17 protein-coding genes are annotated in these 20,829 nt (G+C 38.0%); all 17 read left to right on the forward strand.

Annotation, left to right across the window (positions count from 1 at the left end; all coding sequences use genetic code 11):
- Positions 1-48: 48 nt before the first annotated feature.
- The 17 genes from AC1DFT_RS03525 to pgsA all read left to right on the forward strand — a co-directional run bounded on the left by AC1DFT_RS03525 (position 49) and on the right by pgsA (position 20,817).
- A complete protein-coding gene (locus tag AC1DFT_RS03525; protein WP_477917652.1) occupies positions 49-1,098 on the forward strand; it encodes an aspartate-semialdehyde dehydrogenase in 1,050 nt (349 codons plus the stop codon).
- Positions 1,099-1,288: 190 nt separating this feature from the next.
- Positions 1,289-2,170, forward strand: coding sequence for a 4-hydroxy-tetrahydrodipicolinate synthase (gene dapA, locus AC1DFT_RS03530; protein WP_477917654.1), 882 nt, complete (start codon positions 1,289-1,291; stop codon positions 2,168-2,170).
- Between the two features lie 158 nt (positions 2,171-2,328).
- A complete protein-coding gene (locus AC1DFT_RS03535; RefSeq protein ID WP_477917656.1) occupies positions 2,329-3,996 on the forward strand; it encodes a ribonuclease J in 1,668 nt (555 codons plus the stop codon).
- A gap of 73 nt (positions 3,997-4,069) precedes the next feature.
- Positions 4,070-6,364: a DNA translocase FtsK gene (locus AC1DFT_RS03540; RefSeq protein ID WP_477917658.1), complete on the forward strand. Its 2,295-nt coding sequence runs from the start codon at positions 4,070-4,072 to the stop codon at positions 6,362-6,364.
- A 155-nt stretch (positions 6,365-6,519) separates the two neighbouring features.
- Complete coding sequence (locus AC1DFT_RS03545) at positions 6,520-7,248, forward strand: GntR family transcriptional regulator (RefSeq protein ID WP_477917660.1); 729 nt, start codon at positions 6,520-6,522, stop codon at positions 7,246-7,248.
- 46 nt (positions 7,249-7,294) lie between these two features.
- On the forward strand, positions 7,295-8,386 hold the full coding sequence (locus AC1DFT_RS03550) for a BMP family lipoprotein (protein ID WP_477917662.1): 1,092 nt from the start codon (positions 7,295-7,297) through the stop codon (positions 8,384-8,386).
- 430 nt (positions 8,387-8,816) lie between these two features.
- Complete coding sequence (locus AC1DFT_RS03555; protein WP_477917664.1) at positions 8,817-9,545, forward strand: GntR family transcriptional regulator; 729 nt, start codon at positions 8,817-8,819, stop codon at positions 9,543-9,545.
- Positions 9,546-9,592: 47 nt separating this feature from the next.
- On the forward strand, positions 9,593-10,672 hold the full coding sequence (locus tag AC1DFT_RS03560; protein WP_477917666.1) for a BMP family lipoprotein: 1,080 nt from the start codon (positions 9,593-9,595) through the stop codon (positions 10,670-10,672).
- 132 nt (positions 10,673-10,804) lie between these two features.
- Positions 10,805-12,355, forward strand: coding sequence for an ABC transporter ATP-binding protein (locus tag AC1DFT_RS03565; protein WP_477917668.1), 1,551 nt, complete (start codon positions 10,805-10,807; stop codon positions 12,353-12,355).
- Positions 12,345-13,391, forward strand: coding sequence for an ABC transporter permease (locus AC1DFT_RS03570; RefSeq protein ID WP_477917670.1), 1,047 nt, complete (start codon positions 12,345-12,347; stop codon positions 13,389-13,391). The genes AC1DFT_RS03565 and AC1DFT_RS03570 overlap by 11 nt, the downstream gene beginning before the upstream one ends.
- Before the next feature lies 1 nt (position 13,392).
- Positions 13,393-14,352, forward strand: a complete 960-nt coding sequence (locus AC1DFT_RS03575) for an ABC transporter permease (RefSeq protein WP_477917672.1) — start codon at positions 13,393-13,395, stop codon at positions 14,350-14,352.
- Positions 14,353-15,082: 730 nt separating this feature from the next.
- Positions 15,083-16,360, forward strand: a complete 1,278-nt coding sequence (gene yfmF / locus AC1DFT_RS03580) for an EF-P 5-aminopentanol modification-associated protein YfmF (RefSeq protein ID WP_477917674.1) — start codon at positions 15,083-15,085, stop codon at positions 16,358-16,360.
- The gene (gene yfmH, locus AC1DFT_RS03585; protein ID WP_477917676.1) at positions 16,353-17,657 is read left to right on the forward strand and encodes an EF-P 5-aminopentanol modification-associated protein YfmH; all 1,305 of its coding nucleotides are present in this window, start codon (positions 16,353-16,355) and stop codon (positions 17,655-17,657) included. Before yfmF ends, yfmH begins: the two co-directional genes overlap by 8 nt.
- The gene (gene ymfI, locus AC1DFT_RS03590) at positions 17,650-18,381 is read left to right on the forward strand and encodes an elongation factor P 5-aminopentanone reductase (RefSeq protein ID WP_477917678.1); all 732 of its coding nucleotides are present in this window, start codon (positions 17,650-17,652) and stop codon (positions 18,379-18,381) included. Before yfmH ends, ymfI begins: the two co-directional genes overlap by 8 nt.
- Positions 18,382-18,507: 126 nt before the next feature.
- A complete protein-coding gene (locus tag AC1DFT_RS03595) occupies positions 18,508-19,314 on the forward strand; it encodes a DUF3388 domain-containing protein (protein ID WP_477917680.1) in 807 nt (268 codons plus the stop codon).
- A 16-nt stretch (positions 19,315-19,330) separates the two neighbouring features.
- Entirely contained in the window at positions 19,331-20,188 is an 858-nt protein-coding gene (locus AC1DFT_RS03600; protein WP_477917682.1) for a helix-turn-helix domain-containing protein, read from the forward strand.
- A gap of 50 nt (positions 20,189-20,238) precedes the next feature.
- Positions 20,239-20,817 carry a CDP-diacylglycerol--glycerol-3-phosphate 3-phosphatidyltransferase gene (gene pgsA, locus AC1DFT_RS03605; RefSeq protein ID WP_477917684.1) on the forward strand — a complete coding sequence of 193 codons (579 nt, stop codon included), beginning with the start codon at positions 20,239-20,241 and terminating at the stop codon, positions 20,815-20,817.
- Positions 20,818-20,829 lie beyond the last annotated feature (12 nt).

Below are 20,829 nucleotides of genomic sequence, written 5' to 3' on the forward strand. Positions count from 1 at the left end.
TATGATACAATATCGCCAATATGTTTTGATTTTAGGAGGAGAGCTTTTATGTCACAGGGTTATACAATAGCAGTAGTAGGAGCGACAGGTGCTGTCGGTCAAAAAATTATCGAAAAGTTAGTAGAAAGAAGCTTTCCATATACTAAGTTAAAGCTTTTAGCTTCCAAACGATCTGCAGGTAAAGAAGTGGAAGTTAATGGCTTAACATATACGCTAGAGGAAGCAACACCAGAATCATTCGAAGGAGTAGATGTTGCATTTTTCTCCGCAGGTGGCTCTATCTCAAAATTACTGGCAAAAGAGGCAGTAAGTCGCGGTGCCATCGTCGTTGACAATACAAGTGCTTTTAGAATGGATAAAGACACACCACTTGTTGTGCCTGAAGTAAATAAACAAGCCTTACATGCGCATCAAGGGATTATTGCTAATCCGAATTGTTCCACTATTCAGATGGTTTGTGCACTTGAGCCAATTCGTAATGCTTATGGTTTAAAGAAAGTCATTGTTTCCACTTACCAAGCGGTTTCAGGTGCTGGAGCAGCGGCAATCGATGAGTTAACAACACAAAGTGAAAAGATTAATGAAAAAAATCCGAATCCAACCATTTTACCGGTTAAAAGTGCTGAAAAGCATTATCCAATCGCTGGTAATGTAATTCCACAAATTGATGTGTTTGAAGAAGATGGATTTACATTTGAAGAGCATAAAATGATGAATGAAACGAAAAAAATTATGACACTACCGCAGCTATCAATCGCAGCCACTTGTGTCCGTGTACCAGTTGTAACAGGTCACTCAGAATCTGTTTATGTCGAAGTAGATAAAGAGAATGTAACGGTAGAAGAGTTGAGACAACTACTTTTGAATACAAAAGGGATCACTTTACAAGATGCACCGGAGCAACAACTTTATCCAATGCCTTATTATGCAACAGATCAAGATGATGTTTTCGTTGGTCGTATTAGAAAGGACCCATCCAATAATTACGGCTTCCATATGTGGATTGTATCTGATAATCTATTAAAAGGTGCAGCACTTAACTCCATTCAAATAGCGGAAGCATTAATAGAGGAACGCATTTTAACTTCATTCAGCTGACCTTTTTAATTTTATAAGTAGTAAGATGAATGCAAAGTAAGTAGACAATTTAGTGAAGGTTCTAACCAAGCTGAATAAAGTTAAAGCCTCCGGCGGATGTCACAGATTTTTTAGAGGAATTTATCGAGCAGGCTCGATAAAAATCTGGACACAAATACGCCAGGGCGAATTTGATAAGAGGTGTAATCAAATGAATATCGGACATATTTCAACAGCGATGGTTACTCCGTTTTCAGAAGACGGTTCCATTGATTTTATTGCAACAGAAAAGTTAATCGAACATTTACTAGCTAATGGAACGGAATCACTTGTAGTTTGCGGCACAACCGGTGAATCCCCAACATTATCAACGGACGAGAAGTTGGAACTGCTGCGTTTTGCAGTAGAAAAGGTGAACAAGAGAGTTCCGGTCATAGCAGGTACGGGAAGTAATAATACAGCGGCATCAATCGATTTATCACAAAAAGCAGAAGCGCTCGGCGTAGATGCACTGATGCTTGTTGTACCTTATTACAATAAACCAAATCAGCGTGGAATGATTGCGCATTTTGAAGCAATTGCAAATGCGACAACATTACCGATTGTCGTCTATAATATTCCAGGACGTTCAGTCGTCAATTTAGAAGCAGAGACGATGATCGCTTTAAGTAAAATTCCATCCGTTCAAATCGCAAAAGAAGCGAGTGGGAATTTGGATCAAATGACGAAAATTTTAGCTGGTACAGATGACGATTTCCGAGTATATAGTGGAGATGATGCATTAACTTTACCGCTACTTGCACTTGGGGGTTCTGGGGTTATTTCTGTTGCTTCGCATGTTATCGGGAGCGATATGCAAGAAATGATACAAGCATTTCATGCAGGAGACCACCAAACGTGCGCTAAAATCCATCAAACGATTTTACCGGTTATACATGGTTTGTTCGCACATCCTAATCCAGTAGTCGTGAAATATGCACTTTCTAAAGTCGGAGTAGAAGTAGGCTCGCTCCGCTTACCACTAGTCGAAATGACAGGCGATGAGAAAAAAGCATTCGACAACATCTGGGAAGCATACTTGAAAAATAAATAAATTTTACCAAAAAGACTGAGGAAAGTTAAAGTGTACCTTATGTTCGGGGCATTTTATTTTTCTTTTAAGTCTTTTTTTTATTTGTGTGAATCGTTGCCGTCCGATATAATAAAATCTAGCGGATATTATTGGTCGGGTTAATAATAGGAGGAAAAGATTTGGTAAAAGTAAAAAATGAACTTATTCGTATTATCCCACTCGGTGGAGTAGGGGAAGTCGGAAAAGCAATGTATGTAGTAGAAATAGATGAAGAAATATTTGTTGTAGACAGTGGACTTATGTTCCCTGAAAATGAAATGCTTGGAATTGATATCGTCATTCCGGATATTACTTATTTAGAAGAAAACAAGGACCGAGTAAAAGGGATCTTTTTAACGCACGGACATGAAGATGCAATTGGTTCTATTTCGTATTTATTGCAAAAAGTACAAGCACCAGTCTATGGTTCTAAATTGACAATTGCTTTAGCGAAAACGCATATAAAAGCATTGCCTACGAAACAAGCGGTCAAATATTTTGAAGTAACAAATAAAAGTCGGATGAATTTCCAAAGTACGCATGTAACATTCTTCCACACAACACATAGTATTCCAGATTCACTTGGAATTGTTTTTCATACGTCGGAAGGTGCCATTGTACACACTGGTGAATTTAAATTTGATCAATCAGCAAAAGGAAAGTATCGTCCAGATATCGCTAAAATCGCTGGTCTAGGAGAAGAAGGAGTATTCATTCTTTTATCCGACTCAACAGAAGCAGAAAGACCGGGCTATACAACTTCGGAAGCTGTCATTGAAAATCAATTATCCGAAACATTCCATGCTGCACGTGGTCGTATTTTAGTAGCTTTATATGCATCTAATTTCATCCGTATTCAGCAAGTGCTGGATAAAGCGGCGGAAACAGGCAAAAAAGTAGCAATCGCTGGTAAAACATTAGAAAACACCTTCCAAATCGGATTGGATCTTGGCTATTTCACCGTCCAAGAAGACACGCTTATTCCGATAAAAGAAATTGCTAAACACGAAGATGAAAATGTTGTTGTCATTGTTTCGGGTAATCAAGGAGAACCGTTAGAAGCACTGGAAAAAATGATTCGCAAACATCACAAAGATATTAAAATTAAAGATACAGACACTGTGCTCATCACGTTCACTCCTTCACCAGGGATGGAAGTTGGTATGTACCAAACGATGAACCAAATCGCAAAAGTTGGTGCCAAAGTGTTGACAGCTAGCAAAAATGTCCATGTATCTGGACATGGTAGCCAAGAAGATCTAAAAATGATGCTCAACTTAACAAAACCAAAATATTTTATCCCGATTCAAGGGGAGTATCGTATGTTAATGGCTCACTCGAAAGTAGCACAAGATGTCGGTATGACAAAATCAGAAATATTTATCGCGGATAAAGGCGATATTGTCGAATACAAAAATGGTAAAATGCGCATGAGCGGCAGAGTACAAGCTGGTAACGTTCTGATCGATGGAATTGGTGTAGGAGATGTCGGGAATATCGTTCTTCGAGATCGTAAACTTCTTTCCCAAGATGGTATTTTTATCGTTGTAGTTACATTGAACCGCGCGCAAAAGAAAATAGCGTCTGGCCCAGAAATTCTTTCGAGAGGTTTCGTCTATGTTCGAGAATCAGAGGAACTAATGGAGGAGTCAGCACAACTAGTTCGAACAATTGTGGAGAAATATGTGAATAAAGAAACGTTTGAATGGACAAACATAAAACAAGAAATCCGTGATACGCTAAATTCATATTTATTCCAACAAACTAAACGCCGTCCAATGATCATCCCGATTATTATGGAATATTAATATGAATAATAAAGGGATTTCCTTTCCGAACACGGAGGGAAATCCCTTTTTATAACGAAAGCAGGTGATATTGTTGGCACAAACTAAAAGAAAACCAGTTAAAAAAGCAGCACCGAAAAAAAAGACCATGCATCCACTAATGTTTGAAATCATTGGACTACTCATAATAGGTCTGGCAATCATTTCCTTTTTTGAATACGGCTTAGTCGGTCGGGGACTCGCTTATCTCGGTTATTTCCTATTTGGGAACTGGCATATCGCCATCCCATTTATGTTTATCGTCTATGCACTTATTATTATGATGAAGCAAACTTTTCCGGCATGGAATCACCGACTCTTATTAGGATGTGGCTTTGTTTTAAGTAGTTTATTGCTTTTTAGTCATTTAGCTCTTTTTCAGCAGTTATTTGAAGGAAAAGGATTAATGACCAATTCAGTATTAAGGGAAAGTTATCGAGTATTAGTAGAAAGTGGAGGTATTACCAACCAAACGAGTTCGCTCGGTGGAGGTATTCTAGGCGCTATTTTATTTGCTTCGTTTCACGTTTTGTTTGATTCTGCTGGAGCGAAGATTGCGGGATGGCTTTTATTATTAATCGGAATTGTTTTATTGACTGGGAAAGCACTAGTACCGCTAATGGTTGAAGTAGCACCAAAATTACGAGATAAAATAGTTAAGATCAAGAAAAAGAAAAAACCAGCACCAACTAAAAAGACAACAAGACGATCGAAGAAAGAAACGCTGCAAGAAGAAGCAGTGACTGTCCACGATGAAGTATTAACGATAAAAGAGCAAGAGGTGGAGCAAGTTTCGGCACCAATTATTTCTGCCTTTACGGAAAGAATCGTGAGAAAAGAAGAGAAGGTACAAGCAGAACCGGAAGAATTAGCCGAACCAATCGAACTCCATATGGAAGCAGAAGAAGTAGAAAATGAAGATTATCAACTTCCTCCGATCACATTATTAGATGCACCAGAACATAGTGATCAAAGTGGAGAGTTAAATGCGCTCCAAGCAAATGCACAAAAATTAGAGAAAACGTTTTTAAGTTTTGGTGTGAAAGCAAAAGTAACGCAAGTACATTTAGGCCCAGCAGTGACAAAATACGAAGTACTTCCAGACGTTGGAGTGAAAGTAAGCCGTATTGTCAGTTTGCATGATGATTTGGCGCTGGCACTTGCAGCAAGAGATATTCGTATCGAAGCACCGATTCCAGGTAAATCTGCAATTGGGATAGAAGTTCCCAACACCGAAGTGGCCATCGTTAGCTTACGAGAAGTATTAGAGTCGGAAGAAAATAATAAGCCTAATTTGAAACTACTCATAGGATTTGGACGAGATGTAACCGGACAAGCTGTGCTCGCGCAATTAAACAAAATGCCGCATTTACTAGTAGCAGGTTCTACTGGTAGTGGGAAGAGTGTTTGTATAAACGGAATTATAACGAGTATTATGATGCGAGCAAAACCGCATGAAGTAAAAATGATGATGATTGACCCAAAAATGGTGGAGCTAAATGTATATAATGGCATCCCGCATTTACTCGCTCCGGTTGTAACTGATCCAAGAAAAGCATCCCAAGCATTGAAAAAAATTGTCTCGGAAATGGAACGACGATATGATTTGTTCTCCCATACAGGTACACGAAATATGGAAGGGTACAATGAGTATATCGACAAATGGAACGAGGAAAATGATGAAAAACATCCCAAGCTTCCATATATAGTCGTTATTGTGGACGAGTTAGCAGATTTAATGATGGTTGCATCCAGTGATGTAGAAGATTCCATCACTCGTTTAGCCCAAATGGCACGTGCTGCTGGAATTCATTTAATTATTGCGACGCAAAGACCGAGTGTGGACGTTATTACCGGAATTATAAAAGCAAACATTCCTTCTCGAATTGCATTTGCTGTATCTTCTGCAATTGATTCACGTACCATACTCGATATGGGGGGAGCAGAAAAACTGTTAGGTCGAGGAGACATGTTATTCTTACCAGCAGGAAGCTCAAAACCGGTTCGTGTGCAAGGTGCCTTTTTGTCAGACGCAGAAGTAGAGCGTATGGTAGACTTTGTCATCGAACAGCAAAAAGCAAATTATCAGGAAGAAATGATTCCAGATGAAGTGGAAGAAACGCAAGAACAGGTTGATCGGGATGAGCTTTATGAGGAGGCTGCACAATTAGTCACAGATATGCAAACTGCATCGGTTTCACTTATCCAAAGACGGTTTAGAGTAGGTTATTCTCGAGCGGCAAGAATCATCGATCAACTTGAATTGGGTGGCATAGTAGGGCCTTATGAAGGAAGTAAACCACGTCAAGTACTAGTTTCAAAAAATGCGTCAGACTCTGATTCTTTATGACAAAATGATTACAAGTTGATGAAGTTTGTGTAAAGTCAATAGTTAATAAAAAAATAAAAGTATTTATTTCGAACATTTAAAGTGTTATAGTATGACTGATTAGTAGGAATGTTTTACATTGGAGGTCTGATCTCTAAAAAGGGTGGTGTTTTTATATGACAATAAAAGTAGATCATCGTCCTTTATATCTTCAAGTGATTGATCGTATCAAAGAGGATATTGAAACTGGTATATTCAAAGAAAAGGAAAAACTACCTTCTGAATTTGAATTAGCAAAATCACTCGGTGTCAGTCGTGCAACTTTAAGAGAAGCATTACGTCTTTTGGAAGAAGAAAATGTGATTGTCAGACGTCATGGAGTCGGGACTTTTGTTAATTCAAAACCCGTCTTCACGTCGGGCATTGAACAGCTTACAAGTGTGTCTTCCATGATTAGAAGCGTGGGTATGGAACCAGGTACTATTTATTTGAGTTCTATGCAATCGCTTTCAACTGAAGAAGATATTAAGCGCTTCCAATGTAAAGAAGAGCAATCGATTATTTCAATGGAACGAGTCCGCACTGCAAATGGAGAACCAGTTGTGTATTGTGTCGATAGAGTTCCAAAGAATTACTTGCCTAATGATTTTCTCATTAGAGAAGAAGGCTCTATCTTTACAGCATTGGAGGAATCTGGGGAAATTCGTGTTTCCCATGCGGTTGCATACATCGATCCTGTTGGATACCATGAAGTTGCTTCTCCTACATTGAATTGTGCGCCGGAGACGTCTTTGCTTGTGTTAAAACAACTGCATTATGACGAAAACGATCGTGTGGTTTTGTATTCGAAAAATTATTTTCGAGCCGATAAATTTAGCTTTCATGTTGTTCGGAAAAGGGTGTAAAATGTTTCAATTCCTGCTAATAAGAAAATTAACGGAGGTTTTCATTTTGACAAAACGTAAATTTGGTTTAGGTCTATCACTTGTATTAGTTGCCGGTACTATCCTTGGGGCTTGTGGTACACAAGAAGAAGGAACAAAAACTTCAACAGGTTCAGAAGGCACAGATACTGGAACTACTGAAACAACAGAAACAAAAGATTTCTCTATCGCTATGGTAACGGACGTCGGTGGAGTAGATGATAAATCTTTCAACCAATTAGCATGGGAAGGAATGGAAGATTGGGGTAAAGAAAATGGCCTTGAAAAAGGTGACGGTGGCTATGATTACCTTCAATCAAAAGGCGATGCTGATTATATGACAAACTTAAACAGCTTAGTACGTCGTAATTTCGATGTAGTTTATGGAATCGGTTTCTTAATGGAAGAACCAATTGGTACTATTGCAGACCAACAACCAGAAGCACAACTAGCTATCATCGACGGTATTGTTGATAAACCAAATGTTGCTTCTGTCATGTTTAAAGAGCAAGAAGGTTCTTTCTTAGCGGGTGTTGCAGCTGCATTAATGTCTGAATCAAAACAAATTGGTTTCGTTGGTGGAATGGAAATTCCAGTTATCGAACGTTTCCATGCAGGTTTCGTTGAAGGTGTAAAAGCTGTCGATCCTAGCATCAAGGTAGATGTTCAATATACAGGTAAATTTGATGATGCAGCCCTTGGTAAAACAACTGCTAACCGTATGTATTCTTCAGGCATTGATGTTATTTTCCACGCAGCTGGTGGTACTGGTAACGGTGTATTCGCGGAAGCTAAAGAACGTAAAACAAAAGATCCTAATGCAAAGGTATGGGTAATCGGAGTTGACTCTGACCAATACGAAGAAGGTGCTGTTGGTGATACTAACATTACACTTACTTCCATGCAAAAACGTGTAGACGTTGCAGTACAAACAATTGCAGAAGAAGCAATGGCTGGAAACTTCCCTGGTGGGAAAACAGTAACTTATGGTTTAGCAGAAAAAGGGGTACAGCTTGCTGACTCTCGCGGAGCTATCCCACAAGATATTCTAGATCAAATCGAAGAATACTCTAAAAAAATCATTGATGGCGAAATCACTGTACCTGAAACAGTCGAATAATTGGTTTTTCTTACATCATAAAGGCCGATGCTTATCGGTCTTTATGATATTTTAATTAATAGAAGAAAGATTTTAAAAGTTCAACCTTAACTTACAAGATTTAAGGTCTTTCCTGTATTAATTTTGTACTAGTAAAAGACAACAAAAGGATCCAAGTGGGTTGCTGGAATTATTGATCAACTTTGAATTGGGTGAAATAGTAGGACCTAATGAAGGAAATAAGCCACGTCAAGTACTCGTTTCAAAAAATGCTGTAGATACTGATTCTATATGACGAAACGATTACAATTAGATTAAGTTACTGTAAAGTAAATAGTTAAAAAATTTATAAAAGTATTTATTTCACGAATTAAAAGTGGTATAGTATGACTGATTAGTAGGAAGGTTTTACATCAGAGGTCTGATCTCTAAAAAATGGTGGTGTTTTTATATGACAATAAAAGTTGATCATCGTCATTTATATCTTCAAGTGATTGATCGTATAAAAGAAGACATAGAAAATGGTATATTCAAGGAAAAGGAAAAGCTTCCTTCCGAATTTGAATTAGCAAAATCACTCGGTATCAGTCGTGCAACCTTAAGAGAAGCTTTACGTCTTTTGGAAGAAGAAAATGTAATTGTCAGACGACATGGAGTAGGGACCTTTGTTAATTCAAAGCCCGTCTTCACCTCAGGTATTGAACAACTTTCGAGTGTTTCGTCTATGATTCGAAGTGCGGGTATGGAACCAGGGACGATTTATTTAAGTTCGATGCAATCGCTTCCAACCGAAGAAGACATGAATCGCTTTCAATGTAAGGACGAGCAATCGATTATTTCGATGGAGCGCGTCCGCACTGCAAATGGTGAGCCGGTCGTATATTGTGTGGATAAAGTTCCAAAGAATTACTTGCCGGGGGACTTTCTCATTAGAGAAGAAGGTTCTATCTTTACAGCATTGGAGGAATCTGGGGAAATTCGTGTTTCCCATGCGGTTGCATACATCGATCCTGTTGGATACCATGAAGTTGCTTCACCTACATTGAATTGTGCGCCGGAGACGTCTTTGCTTGTTTTAAAACAACTGCATTATGACGAAAATGATCGTGTGGTATTGTATTCGAAAAATTATTTTCGAGCGGATAAATTTAGCTTTCATGTTGTTCGGAAAAGGGTGTAAAATGTTTTAAATTCCTGCTAATAAGAAAATAAATGGAGGTTTTCATTTTGACAAAACGTAAATTTGGTTTAGGTCTTTCACTTGTACTAGCTGCTGGTACTATTCTTGGCGCTTGTGGTACAAAAGACGATGAAAAAGCATCAACTGGTTCAGAAAATACAGACAAAGGTACTACAGAATCAACAGATTTCTCTATTGCAATGATCACTGACGTTGGTGGAGTAGACGACAAATCTTTCAACCAATCAGCTTGGGAAGGTTTTAAAGCTTGGGGCGCGGAACAAGGTCTTGAAAAAGGCGATGGTGGATATGATTATCTTCAATCTGCGGGAGACGCTGATTATGTAACAAACTTAAATAACTTAGTACGTCGTGATTTCGACATCGTTTATGGAATTGGTTTCTTATTAGAAGAGCCGATTGGAACAATTGCGGACCAAAAACCGGATAATAAATTTGTTATTCTTGATGGAGTTGCAGAAAAACCAAATGTAGTTTCTGTATTATTTAAAGAACAAGAGGTAGCATACCTTGCTGGTGTTGCAGCTGCACTTATGTCAGAAACTAAACAAGTTGGTTTCGTTGGAGGAATGGAAATTCCAGTTATCGAACGTTTCGAAGCGGGATTCGTTGAAGGTGTTAAAGCAGTAGATCCAAGTATTAAAGTAGATGTACAATACACTGGTAAATTTGATGATGCTGCACTTGGTAAAACAACTGCTAACCGTATGTATTCTTCAGGTGTAGATATTATTGCACACGCTGCTGGTGGTACTGGTAATGGTGTATTTGCAGAAGCAAAAGAACGTAAAACAAAAGATCCGAATGCAAATGTATGGGTAATCGGAGTTGACTCTGACCAATACGAAGAAGGTGCTGTTGGCGATACGAACGTAACACTTACTTCTATGTTGAAAAAAGTAGGAGTTGCAGTACAAGACGTTGCTAATGATGCAATGGCTGGAAACTTCCCGGGTGGTACTACATTAACTTATGGTTTAGCTGAAGAAGGCGTTGAACTTGCTGATTCTCGCGGAGCAATTCCACAAGATGTTTTAGACCAAATCCAAGAGTATGCAGATAAAGTTGCTGCTGGTGAAATTACTGTTCCTGAAACATTGGAATAATTGGTTAAACTAAAATCATAAAGACCGATCTATTTCGGTCTTTATGATATTTTAATTAATAGAAGAAAGATTTTAAAAATTTAAAGTCTTTCCTGTATTAATTTTGTACTAGTATAGTAGGGAGTGAATTCATTGGATTATGTAATAGAGATGCTAGGCATTCGAAAAGAGTTTGGATCATTTGTTGCGAATGATAATATTACTCTCCAATTAAAAAAGGGAGAGATTCATGCTCTTTTAGGAGAAAATGGAGCTGGAAAGTCCACTCTCATGAATGTTCTATTTGGCCTATATCAACCGGAAGCCGGAGAGATAAAAGTAAATGGGAAGACTGTAAAGATAACAGATCCGAACGTGGCAAATGACCTTGGTATTGGGATGGTTCATCAGCATTTTATGCTTGTGGAAAATTTCACAGTAACAGAAAACATTATTTTAGGGAATGAATTAACAAAGGGCGGCGTTATTGACATTAAAGATGCTGCAAAAAAAATCCATTCTTTATCAGAAATGTACGGTTTGGCAGTAGATCCATACGCTAAAATTGAAGATATATCTGTTGGTATGCAACAACGTGTAGAAATTTTAAAGACTTTATACCGAGGAGCAGAAATATTAATATTCGACGAACCGACCGCATCTCTTACTCCTCAAGAAATAGTGGAGCTCATTCAAATTATGAAGCGGCTCATTCAAGAAGGAAAGTCTATCATTTTAATCACACATAAATTAAAAGAAATTATGGACGTTTCAGACAGAGTGACCGTTATCCGAAAAGGAGAAGGAATTGGTACAGTTATCACTTCTGAAACAAATCCCAATGAACTTGCTTCTTTAATGGTTGGTAGACAAGTTGATTTTACAACGGTGAAAGACGAAGCAAATCCTACTGATGATGCTTTAGTTGTTAAAAATCTAGTTGTTACAGATTATCGTGGCGTTGAAAAAGTAAAAAATTTGAATTTAACAGTACGTAAAGGTGAGATCTTAGGAATTGCAGGAATTGATGGAAATGGTCAATCGGAGTTAATCGAAGCTATTACTGGACTCAGAAAAACAAAAAGTGGTTCTATTTCGATCAATGGACAAGATATTACGAACAAAAAGCCTCGTAAAGTTACAGAAACAGGAGTTGGACATATTCCACAAGACCGTCATAAGCACGGCTTAGTACTGGATTTCCCAATCGGGCATAACATTGCATTACAAACCTACTATGTAGACCCGATCTCCAAAAATGGTATTATGAACTATGGAAAAGTGTCGGACCTAGCTCAGAAAATAATTCGAGAATATGATGTTCGAACACAAGGAGAACATACTCCAGCACGTGCTTTATCTGGTGGTAACCAGCAAAAAGCGATTATCGGGCGAGAAATCGAACGTAATCCAGAATTATTAATCGCTGCACTTCCAACTAGGGGATTAGATGTAGGTGCAATTGAATTTATTCACCAACGTTTAATCGAACAACGCGATAAAGGAAAAGCAGTGCTTTTACTATCCTTTGAACTAGATGAAGTAATGAATGTTTCGGACCGTATCGCGGTTATTTATGATGGACAAATCGTGGACACATTATTGCCAAAAGAAACAACCGAGCAAGAACTTGGATTGTTAATGGCAGGTCAAAGTACAAAAGAAAATGTTGTAAAACAGGGGGATAAAGAGCATGCCGAATAGAGTAGTTAATATACTTGTCCCTGTTATTTCTGTTATTTTAGGTCTACTTGTAGGAGCAGTCGTAATGCTAGCAAGTGGATACGATCCAGTAGCAGGTTATACCGCATTATGGAACGGTATTTTTGGAGATTCCTATACAATAGGAGAAACCATCCGTACGATAACCCCGTACTTGTTATCCGGTTTAGCAGTAGCGTTCGCTTTCCGTACAGGGTTATTTAATATCGGTGTAGAAGGACAATTACTAGTCGGTTGGTTCGCAGCTGCGTATGTCGGAATTGCGTTCGATCTACCAATGTACATCCATTTACCACTTGCCATTATCGCAGCTGCTGTAGCTGGAGGTTTGTGGGCATTTATACCTGGTCTGTTGAAAGCCAAATTACAAGTACATGAAGTTATTGTAACGATAATGATGAACTATATTGCGCTTCATACGACCAATGTACTTATACGAATGGTTGCAAATGGGAAAGAAACAACGGAACCTATTAAAGAAACGGCTTCATTAAAGTCTGCTTTTTTTGAAAGTATGACAGACTTTTCTAGATTACATTACGGTATTTTTATAGCGCTAGCTATGGTGTTGGTAATGTGGTTTATTCTAGAAAAAACGACGACTGGTTTTGAGTTAAAGGCAGTTGGGTTTAATAAGCATGCATCAGCGTATGCTGGTATGAATGTAAACAAAAATATTATTCTTTCTATGGTTATTTCGGGAGCATTTGCCGGTCTTGCAGGTGCGATGGAAGCGCTTGGTACATTCCAATATGCAAGTGTAAAAGGTGGTTTTACAGGAATCGGATTTGACGGGATAGCAGTAGCGCTTTTAGGAGCGAATACTCCGTTAGGGGTTGTTTTCGGTGCGACATTATTCGGTGCCTTGAAATTTGGTTCATTAAATATGCCAAATGCGGCCGGTATACCGGTTGAAATCGTTTCGATTGTCATAGCACTTATTATTTTCTTTGTAGCATGTGGTTACATTATTCGCTATTTCCTTGTAAAGATGAACAAGAAAAAGGAGGCGAAATAAGATGAGCTTTTTAGAGGTTCTATATTTCATTATTCCGTCGGCCATATTTTATGCCGCTCCGTTAGTCTTTACTGCAATCGGTGGGGTTTTCTCTGAACGTTCTGGTGTTGTTAATATTGGACTAGAAGGTTTAATGGTAATGGGAGCATTTATCGGAATTATTTTCAACTTGACCTTTGTCGGTACTTTTGGTGCCATGACTCCTTGGGTTTCCATAATTGCGGCAATGATCGTCTCTGGTATTTTTGCGATTATGCATGCTGTAGCAACGATTTCATTCCGTGCGGATCAAACGATTTCTGGGGTAGCAATTAATATGCTAGGTGTCGCGATTGCATTGTTCTCCGTTAAATTGATTTATGGAAAAGGACAAACAGATTATATTCAAGAACGATTTATCCGTTTTGATATTCCATTTTTAAGTGATATTCCGGTTCTAGGACCTATGTTTTTTAAAGATGTTTATTCGACATCGATTTTAGCTTTTATCGTAGCAATCGGTGCGTGGTTTGTTATTTATAAAACACCATTCGGCTTACGTCTTCGTGCAGTAGGGGAACACCCGATGGCAGCAGATACGATGGGTGTTAATGTAACGAAAATGCGTTATATTGCCGTTATTTTATCTGGAATGTTGGCTGGTGTTGGTGGAGCAGTTTATGCACAATCTATTTCAGCAGAATTTAGCCATTCGACGATTAATGGACAAGGGTTTATGGCGCTTGCTGCGATGATTTTCGGTAAATGGCATCCTCTCGGAGCGCTTGGTGCTGCCTTATTCTTTGGTTTTGCACAGGCACTAAGTATTGTCGGCGGGCAAATTCCGATTATCAATCAAGTACCAAGTTATTACTTGCATATTTTACCGTATGTATTGACGATTTTAGCGGTAGCTGGATTTATCGGAAAAGCTCATGCACCAAAAGCTAGTGGTATACCATATATAAAAGGAAAACGATAAAACGGAAGGGACCAATTAAATTTGGTCCCTTTTTGTTGCGTGGGAACTATGAAACATTAGACATGTGTTTAACCTTTCTTTTGTAACAGAAAGTGTGGCATTTTTTATATTGTAGATGTTATAGAGATAGCTCGTTGTAGAGAGTGGAATGAAGTGTCCGCTGTGATTTTCGCTGCAGTCGGACGCTTTCCGCCGCCTGTAGCGAAAATCAACAGGAATTACTTGCTGATTTGGTGTCTGCAGTTATCAGAAATTTCAATTGATCATGTTCACTTGGCAATTGTTGGCCTTATTCCATCATTTATTAGAATTTCGCCGTATATTCATCGTCATCTCACTATGAGTATACTTGCTATATTGAGAATTGGTTGCCTTCATCCGCCATTTAGTTGCTCTCGTGCTGATTTGGTTGCTTTCCTAATAGAATTGATTGCTCCCCACTTAGTACTGGTTGCCTTCCATCATCAATTGATTGTCCTTAGCCATTTACTGGATGATATTACTTGATCGTGTATTTACTAAAAAATTATTTTCCACTACATTTCTGCTAGCCATTTTAAAGAAATCCTAGCGGTAACTTTATTGAATGTCTACAACGCATTATCCCTAATATGTACTTCATTCCATTCTTAGATCTCATTTGATATAGTTGGTTGAATATATACAATGAATACATGTATAGTAAAATGGTATAAGAGATACACTAGAAAGAAAAAAGGGGGATTACAACATGTTTCAACAATTCGAACTTGCACGTGGCGTAAAGCTTTATGTAAGACCGACAGAACAATTTAAAACGATTAATATATCGTTTAAATGGAAACAACAGTTAACGGAGGAGCAAGCAGCAATTCGTGCTGTTTTAGCAAATGTATTGCAATATAGTAATGCAGAATATCCATCGAACGCGGAATTCCGAAAGCGTTTAGATGAATTATATGGTGCTGTTTTATATTTTGATACGGGGAAAAAAGGGAATCATCATATCTTTTCGTTAAATGCGGAAACTGTCAACGATGCTTATTTATCCAATGAAAAAGTAGTGGATGAAGTATTCAACTTATTACATACCGTTCTTTTTAAACCAAACTTGGTAGATGGAAAATTTGTAGATTCAATTGTAAATAGAGAAAAAGAACAAGTCATTGAGCGTATACAATCGATGTACGACGATAAAACAAGATATGCCCAACAACGTTTACTTGAGAATATTCGCCCTAATCATGCCGCATCTATTTCCGCAAACGGAACAGTTGCAGCTGTAAAAGCGGTAACAAATGAACAACTAGTAGCCATGCACCAAACAATCCTCGCAGAAGACAATTTGTCTATTTATATTGTCGGGGATATCAATGCACAAGAAATAAAAGAAAAAATTGCTAGCCATTTTCCATTTGCAAATAGAACTTCTGAACTAGTGCACGACGTGGAGGATGCAAAAGCCCCTACAGAAAATGGATTTTTACATGAAATACAAGACATGAAACAAGGGAAGTTGCATATCGCTTACCGGACACCTGTCACTTTCTTCTCCGAGGAATTCCCGATAATGCAGATAACAAATGGTATATTAGGCGGCTTTTCACATTCCAAAATATTTATGAATGTGCGTGAAAAAGAAAGTATGGCTTACTATGCATCGAGTAGTTATGCATCTTTATATGGGTTAATATTCGTCTTAGCAGGAATTGATGCTAATTTGCAGGAAAAAGCTGTGAAGTTAATTGATGAACAGTTAAAAGCGATGCAACAAGGAGATATAACTGATTTAGAAATCAATCAAACAAAATCGATGCTAACGAATCAATTAAAAGAAGCATTGGATTCTGCTCGCGCACAAATTGAAATTTATGATCAATATAAAGAAATAAACGAATCATTTACAGTGGAAAACTGGGTTGCTAAATGGTCCAATGTAACCAAGGATCAAATTCAAGAAATGGCTCAGAAAATAGAGAAGGAATTCGTCTATTTCCTATCTGGTAAGGAAGGTGCAGGCAATGAATGAAACATATTTTAAACAATTAGAAGAAACGTTATACCATGAGCAATTGCCCAATGGTTTAGATGTGTATATTTTACCGAAAAAGGGATTTTCCAAAACATTTGTCACCTTTTCTACGAAGTACGGATCGATTGACCGAGAATTTATTCCACTTGGGAAAAAGGATCCTGTAATCGTTCCAGACGGGATTGCTCATTTTTTAGAGCATAAAATGTTCGAGAAAGAACAAGGAGATGTTTTTCAACAGTTTAGCGAAAAAGGTGCCTCTGCCAATGCGTTCACCTCGTTTACGAAAACGACCTACTTATTTTCGTCTACTAATCATGTATTAGAAAATACGAAGACATTACTTGATTTTGTACAAGAGCCTTATTTTACTGAGGAAACTGTGGAAAAAGAAAAGGGTATCATTGCCCAGGAAATAACAATGTATGACGATCAACCCGATTGGCGTTTATACTTTGGTGCAATCGAAAATATGTATAAAGAACATCCGGTGAAAATTGATATTGCGGGAACCGTAGAATCCATTGATAAAATTACGGCAGATCATTTATATGAGTGTTACCACACATTTTATCATCCATCCAACATGACTGTATTTGTGGTTGGTGCAGTGAATCCACAGGAAATGATGGACTTTATCAAACAAGATCAAGCGGCGAAAACTTTCGAAGCTCCACAAGAAATAAAGCGATTTTTCCCGACTGAACAACCAAATGTTGCTTTTCAAAAGCGTAGTCTACAAATGGATGTTCAAAAACCAAAAATTATTTATGGTATTAAGTCAACGAATACCGATATTTCAGGGAAAGAAATGCTCAATTATGAGCTATCAATGCAAGTAGCAATCGAACTATTATTTGGAAGAACATCTGCATTTTATCAAGACGTTTATGAAAAAGGATTAATCGATGAATCGTATTCAGCAGACTTTTCAATGGAAAAAGGGTATGGGTTCACGATGATTGGTTCCGATACGTTAAATGCGGAAGAACTTTCGGAGAAGATTAAACAATCAATCCAACAGCATGCAAAACAGGGGCAGTTTACGGAAGAGGATTTAAAGCGAGTGACACGTAAAAAAATCGGATTTTTCTTACGTGCTTTGAATTCAATCGAATATATTGCCAACCAATTTACAAGATACTCATTTAATGACATGAATTTATTTGATGTTGTCCCCGCACTTGAAAATTTAACGCTGGAACAAGTAGTAGAAGCTCTGGAATCTTTAAAGGATGAACAGACGCATACTGTATTTAAGGTCGTTCCATTCGATAAAAAAAGCAATGAGTAAAAAGTTTGCATTAGTGTTAGGGGCTTCCGGAGAAATAGGTAATACCATTTGTCGAAATTTAGCGGAAGCTGGTTGGTCTCTATACCTACACTATTCAAGTAATAAAGCACGTGTAAGCGAGTTGATGGATGAATTGGAACAATTATACCCTACCCAAGAATTTATGCTTATACAGGCTGATATGCGAGAAATAGGCTCCATCGAAAAATTAGTGAATTCAATTTTTTCCCTTCATGCAATCATTTTTGCTCACGGGCATAGCTTGTATAAAGGGTTAGAAGATACAACAGCGGAAGAAATACGCCACTTATTTCAAGTGCATGTGGAACATCCGATGTTCCTTTTAAGTAAAGTGACTTCAAAGCTTCGAAAGCATTTGCATAGTTCCATTATTTTCGTCGGTTCTATATGGGGGGAAACGGGGGCTTCTTATGAAGCTGCCTACTCTGCAGCTAAAGGAGCACAGCATGCATTTGTGAAAGCTTATGCAAAAGAAGTTGCGCACTCGAAGATTACGGTAAATGCAGTAGCTCCAGGATTTATCGATACGAAAATGAATATCCATGTGGAAAACGAAGCACGCTCGCTTATTTTAGAAGAAATACCAGCTGGTGTTTTCGGTACGACACAAGACGTTGCGGACGCGGTCGTCTTTTTGGCCAGTGAAAAAGCACATTATATAACGGGTCAAATTATTCGCGTAAATGGTGGATGGTATATTTAAGAAGGAATAAGAGAAAAGAGAGAGATCGTGCTCTTTTCTTTTTTTCTTTTATTCAACTAAGAATTCATATATGATAGAACTTATAATGGGTAAATAACGTCATCTAACGAGAGAGGACAGATACGTATGACAAGTGAGTGGTTTTTTGAATACGAAATTCAAATAAATCGTCCCGGACTTTTAGGAGATATTTCTTCTTTACTTGGTATGCTTCGTGTAAATATTGTTACGATTAATGGCGTAGATGAAGGTCGTCGTGGTATGCTTATAAAAGCAGAAAAAAAGGAAAATATCGAACGCTTTGAACATATCGCTTCGACAATGGAAACGATTCAACTTACGAAATTTAGAGAACCGAAGCTGAGGGATCGTTTAGCAGTGCGCCATGGTCGTTATATTCAGCGAGATGCTGATGACAAAAAGACATTCCGATTTGTACGCGGAGATCTAGGTATTCTCGTCGATTTTATGGCAGAAATCTTTAAACAGGAAGGTCATAAGCTTATTGGCATAAGAGGAATGCCCCGAGTCGGTAAAACAGAATCGGTCGTTGCAGCAAGTGTTTGTGCGAATAAAAAATGGATTTTCCTTTCTTCCACAATGATCAAGCAAACTATTCGAAGCCAACTGATTGGAGACGAGTTTAGCGATCGCAATATTTTCATCTTGGATGGGATTGTGACAAGAAATTCAAATGATGAAAAACATCAAATGTTGGTAAGAGAAATGATGCGTTTACCTACGATTAAAGTAGTAGAGCATCCGGATATGTTCATTCAACACACCGAGTATTCCATTGATGATTTTGATTATATTATTGAGCTTCGTCATAATCCAGATGAGGAAATTTCGTATGAAATGATGGAGAAAAACCACACCATGTCGGATAAAGGAATGAGTGGTTTCGGTGGATTTGGTGGATTTAATTTTTAACGGGCAGGTGTTTTAGTTGACTGAACTTGGCGCTCGCTTAAAAGAAGCGAGATTAGCAAAAGGCTATAGTATTGATGATTTACAAGAAATAACGAAGATTCAAAAAAGGTATTTGGCAAGTATTGAAGAAGGAAATTATGCCACCATGCCAGGCGCATTTTATGTGCGTGCATTTATTAAGCAATATGCAGAGGCTGTCGATTTAAATGCAGACGAACTGTTGGAGACATATAAAACGGATATCCCTTCACCATCCAATGATGAAGTGTCTAAAAGTATTCCGACGACGCCTTCAAGACGGACTTTAGGGGGACGCCCTTCCAACAAGCTTATGGAAGTTTTCCCGATGATCGTCGTTGCGCTATTTATCATCGCAATTATTGTCATTGTGTGGACTTTATATCAACAAAGACTGGGAGATCCCTCAGATTTAGAGGAACCAAAAGAAGAAGTGGTTATTGAACAACAGCCGCAATCAGAGCAAAACACAACAGATCCGGTTGAGGAAGAACAAGAAGAGCCAGAAGAACCTGTTGAAGAAGAAGTAGAAGAGCCGGTGTCTACGCAACAACTAACGTTTGTGGAAACACAAGGGGAAACGTCTACCTATGATTTAACCGGTGCCCAGAACTATGTAGTGAAATTGGTTACAACAAATAGAACATGGTTGAACATTAGAGACCAAGATAACAAAATTTTGGTTGACCAAGAAATAGCAGCTGGTCAGACTTTTGAATTAGATGTAGCAAGTTCATCTAAAGTGCGAGTACGTATTGGTTCGACTCCTGGTAATACAGTTTATATGAATGACCAAGTAGTTGAATTCCCAACCGATAGAGCTACGCAAAACTTAGTTATACAGTTTCAAAAATAGTCATCTTTTAGATGGCTATTTTGTTTGAAAATGAAAGGAGTTACATATAAATGAATATACCGAATCAAATTTCGATGTTCCGTATTTTTTTAATACCAATATTTATGTTTTTTATGCTCGTTCCGTTTAACTGGGGAGATGTCAGTTTTCTTGGTGCAACGATTCCAGTGGGGCATTTGATTGGAGCGATTATTTTTATTATCGCATCGATAACAGACTTTATTGATGGTTACTATGCGAGAAAATATAATTTAGTGACGAATATGGGTAAATTTCTGGACCCACTGGCAGATAAATTACTAGTGTCTGCTGCACTTATCATTTTAGTGCAATTGGGGACCGCTCCAGCATGGGTAGTTATTTTAATTATTAGCCGTGAGTTTGCGGTAACTGGATTACGTTTGATCCTTGCAAACGAAGGAGAAGTGGTAGCTGCCAACCAACTTGGTAAGATTAAAATGTGGACGCAAATTATCGCGGTTTCGTCTTTATTATTAGGAAATGTTTTTTTTGAAATGTTCCACATTCCCTTTGATATGATTATGCTATATGTTTGTTTATTCTTTACTTTATGGTCCGGATTTGATTATTTTTATTTAAATCGTAAAGTGTTACTTGACTCTAAGTAGGAAGGAAGTTTT

The sequence above is a fragment of the Psychrobacillus sp. 05T411 genome (assembly GCF_056396485.1).

Excerpts from the sequence above, each read along its gene's own strand:
- AC1DFT_RS03575 (WP_477917672.1), top strand. The coding sequence starts at position 13,393 with ATGAGCTTTTTAGAGGTTCTATATTTCATTATTCCGTCGGCCATATTT.
- dapA (WP_477917654.1), top strand. The coding sequence starts at position 1,289 with ATGAATATCGGACATATTTCAACAGCGATGGTTACTCCGTTTTCAGAA.
- ymfI (WP_477917678.1), top strand. The coding sequence starts at position 17,650 with ATGAGTAAAAAGTTTGCATTAGTGTTAGGGGCTTCCGGAGAAATAGGT.
- AC1DFT_RS03555 (WP_477917664.1), top strand. The coding sequence starts at position 8,817 with ATGACAATAAAAGTTGATCATCGTCATTTATATCTTCAAGTGATTGAT.
- pgsA (WP_477917684.1), top strand. The coding sequence starts at position 20,239 with ATGAATATACCGAATCAAATTTCGATGTTCCGTATTTTTTTAATACCA.
- AC1DFT_RS03525 (WP_477917652.1), top strand. The coding sequence starts at position 49 with ATGTCACAGGGTTATACAATAGCAGTAGTAGGAGCGACAGGTGCTGTC.
- AC1DFT_RS03545 (WP_477917660.1), top strand. The coding sequence starts at position 6,520 with ATGACAATAAAAGTAGATCATCGTCCTTTATATCTTCAAGTGATTGAT.
- AC1DFT_RS03595 (WP_477917680.1), top strand. The coding sequence starts at position 18,508 with ATGACAAGTGAGTGGTTTTTTGAATACGAAATTCAAATAAATCGTCCC.
- AC1DFT_RS03570 (WP_477917670.1), top strand. The coding sequence starts at position 12,345 with ATGCCGAATAGAGTAGTTAATATACTTGTCCCTGTTATTTCTGTTATT.
- yfmF (WP_477917674.1), top strand. The coding sequence starts at position 15,083 with ATGTTTCAACAATTCGAACTTGCACGTGGCGTAAAGCTTTATGTAAGA.
- yfmH (WP_477917676.1), top strand. The coding sequence starts at position 16,353 with ATGAATGAAACATATTTTAAACAATTAGAAGAAACGTTATACCATGAG.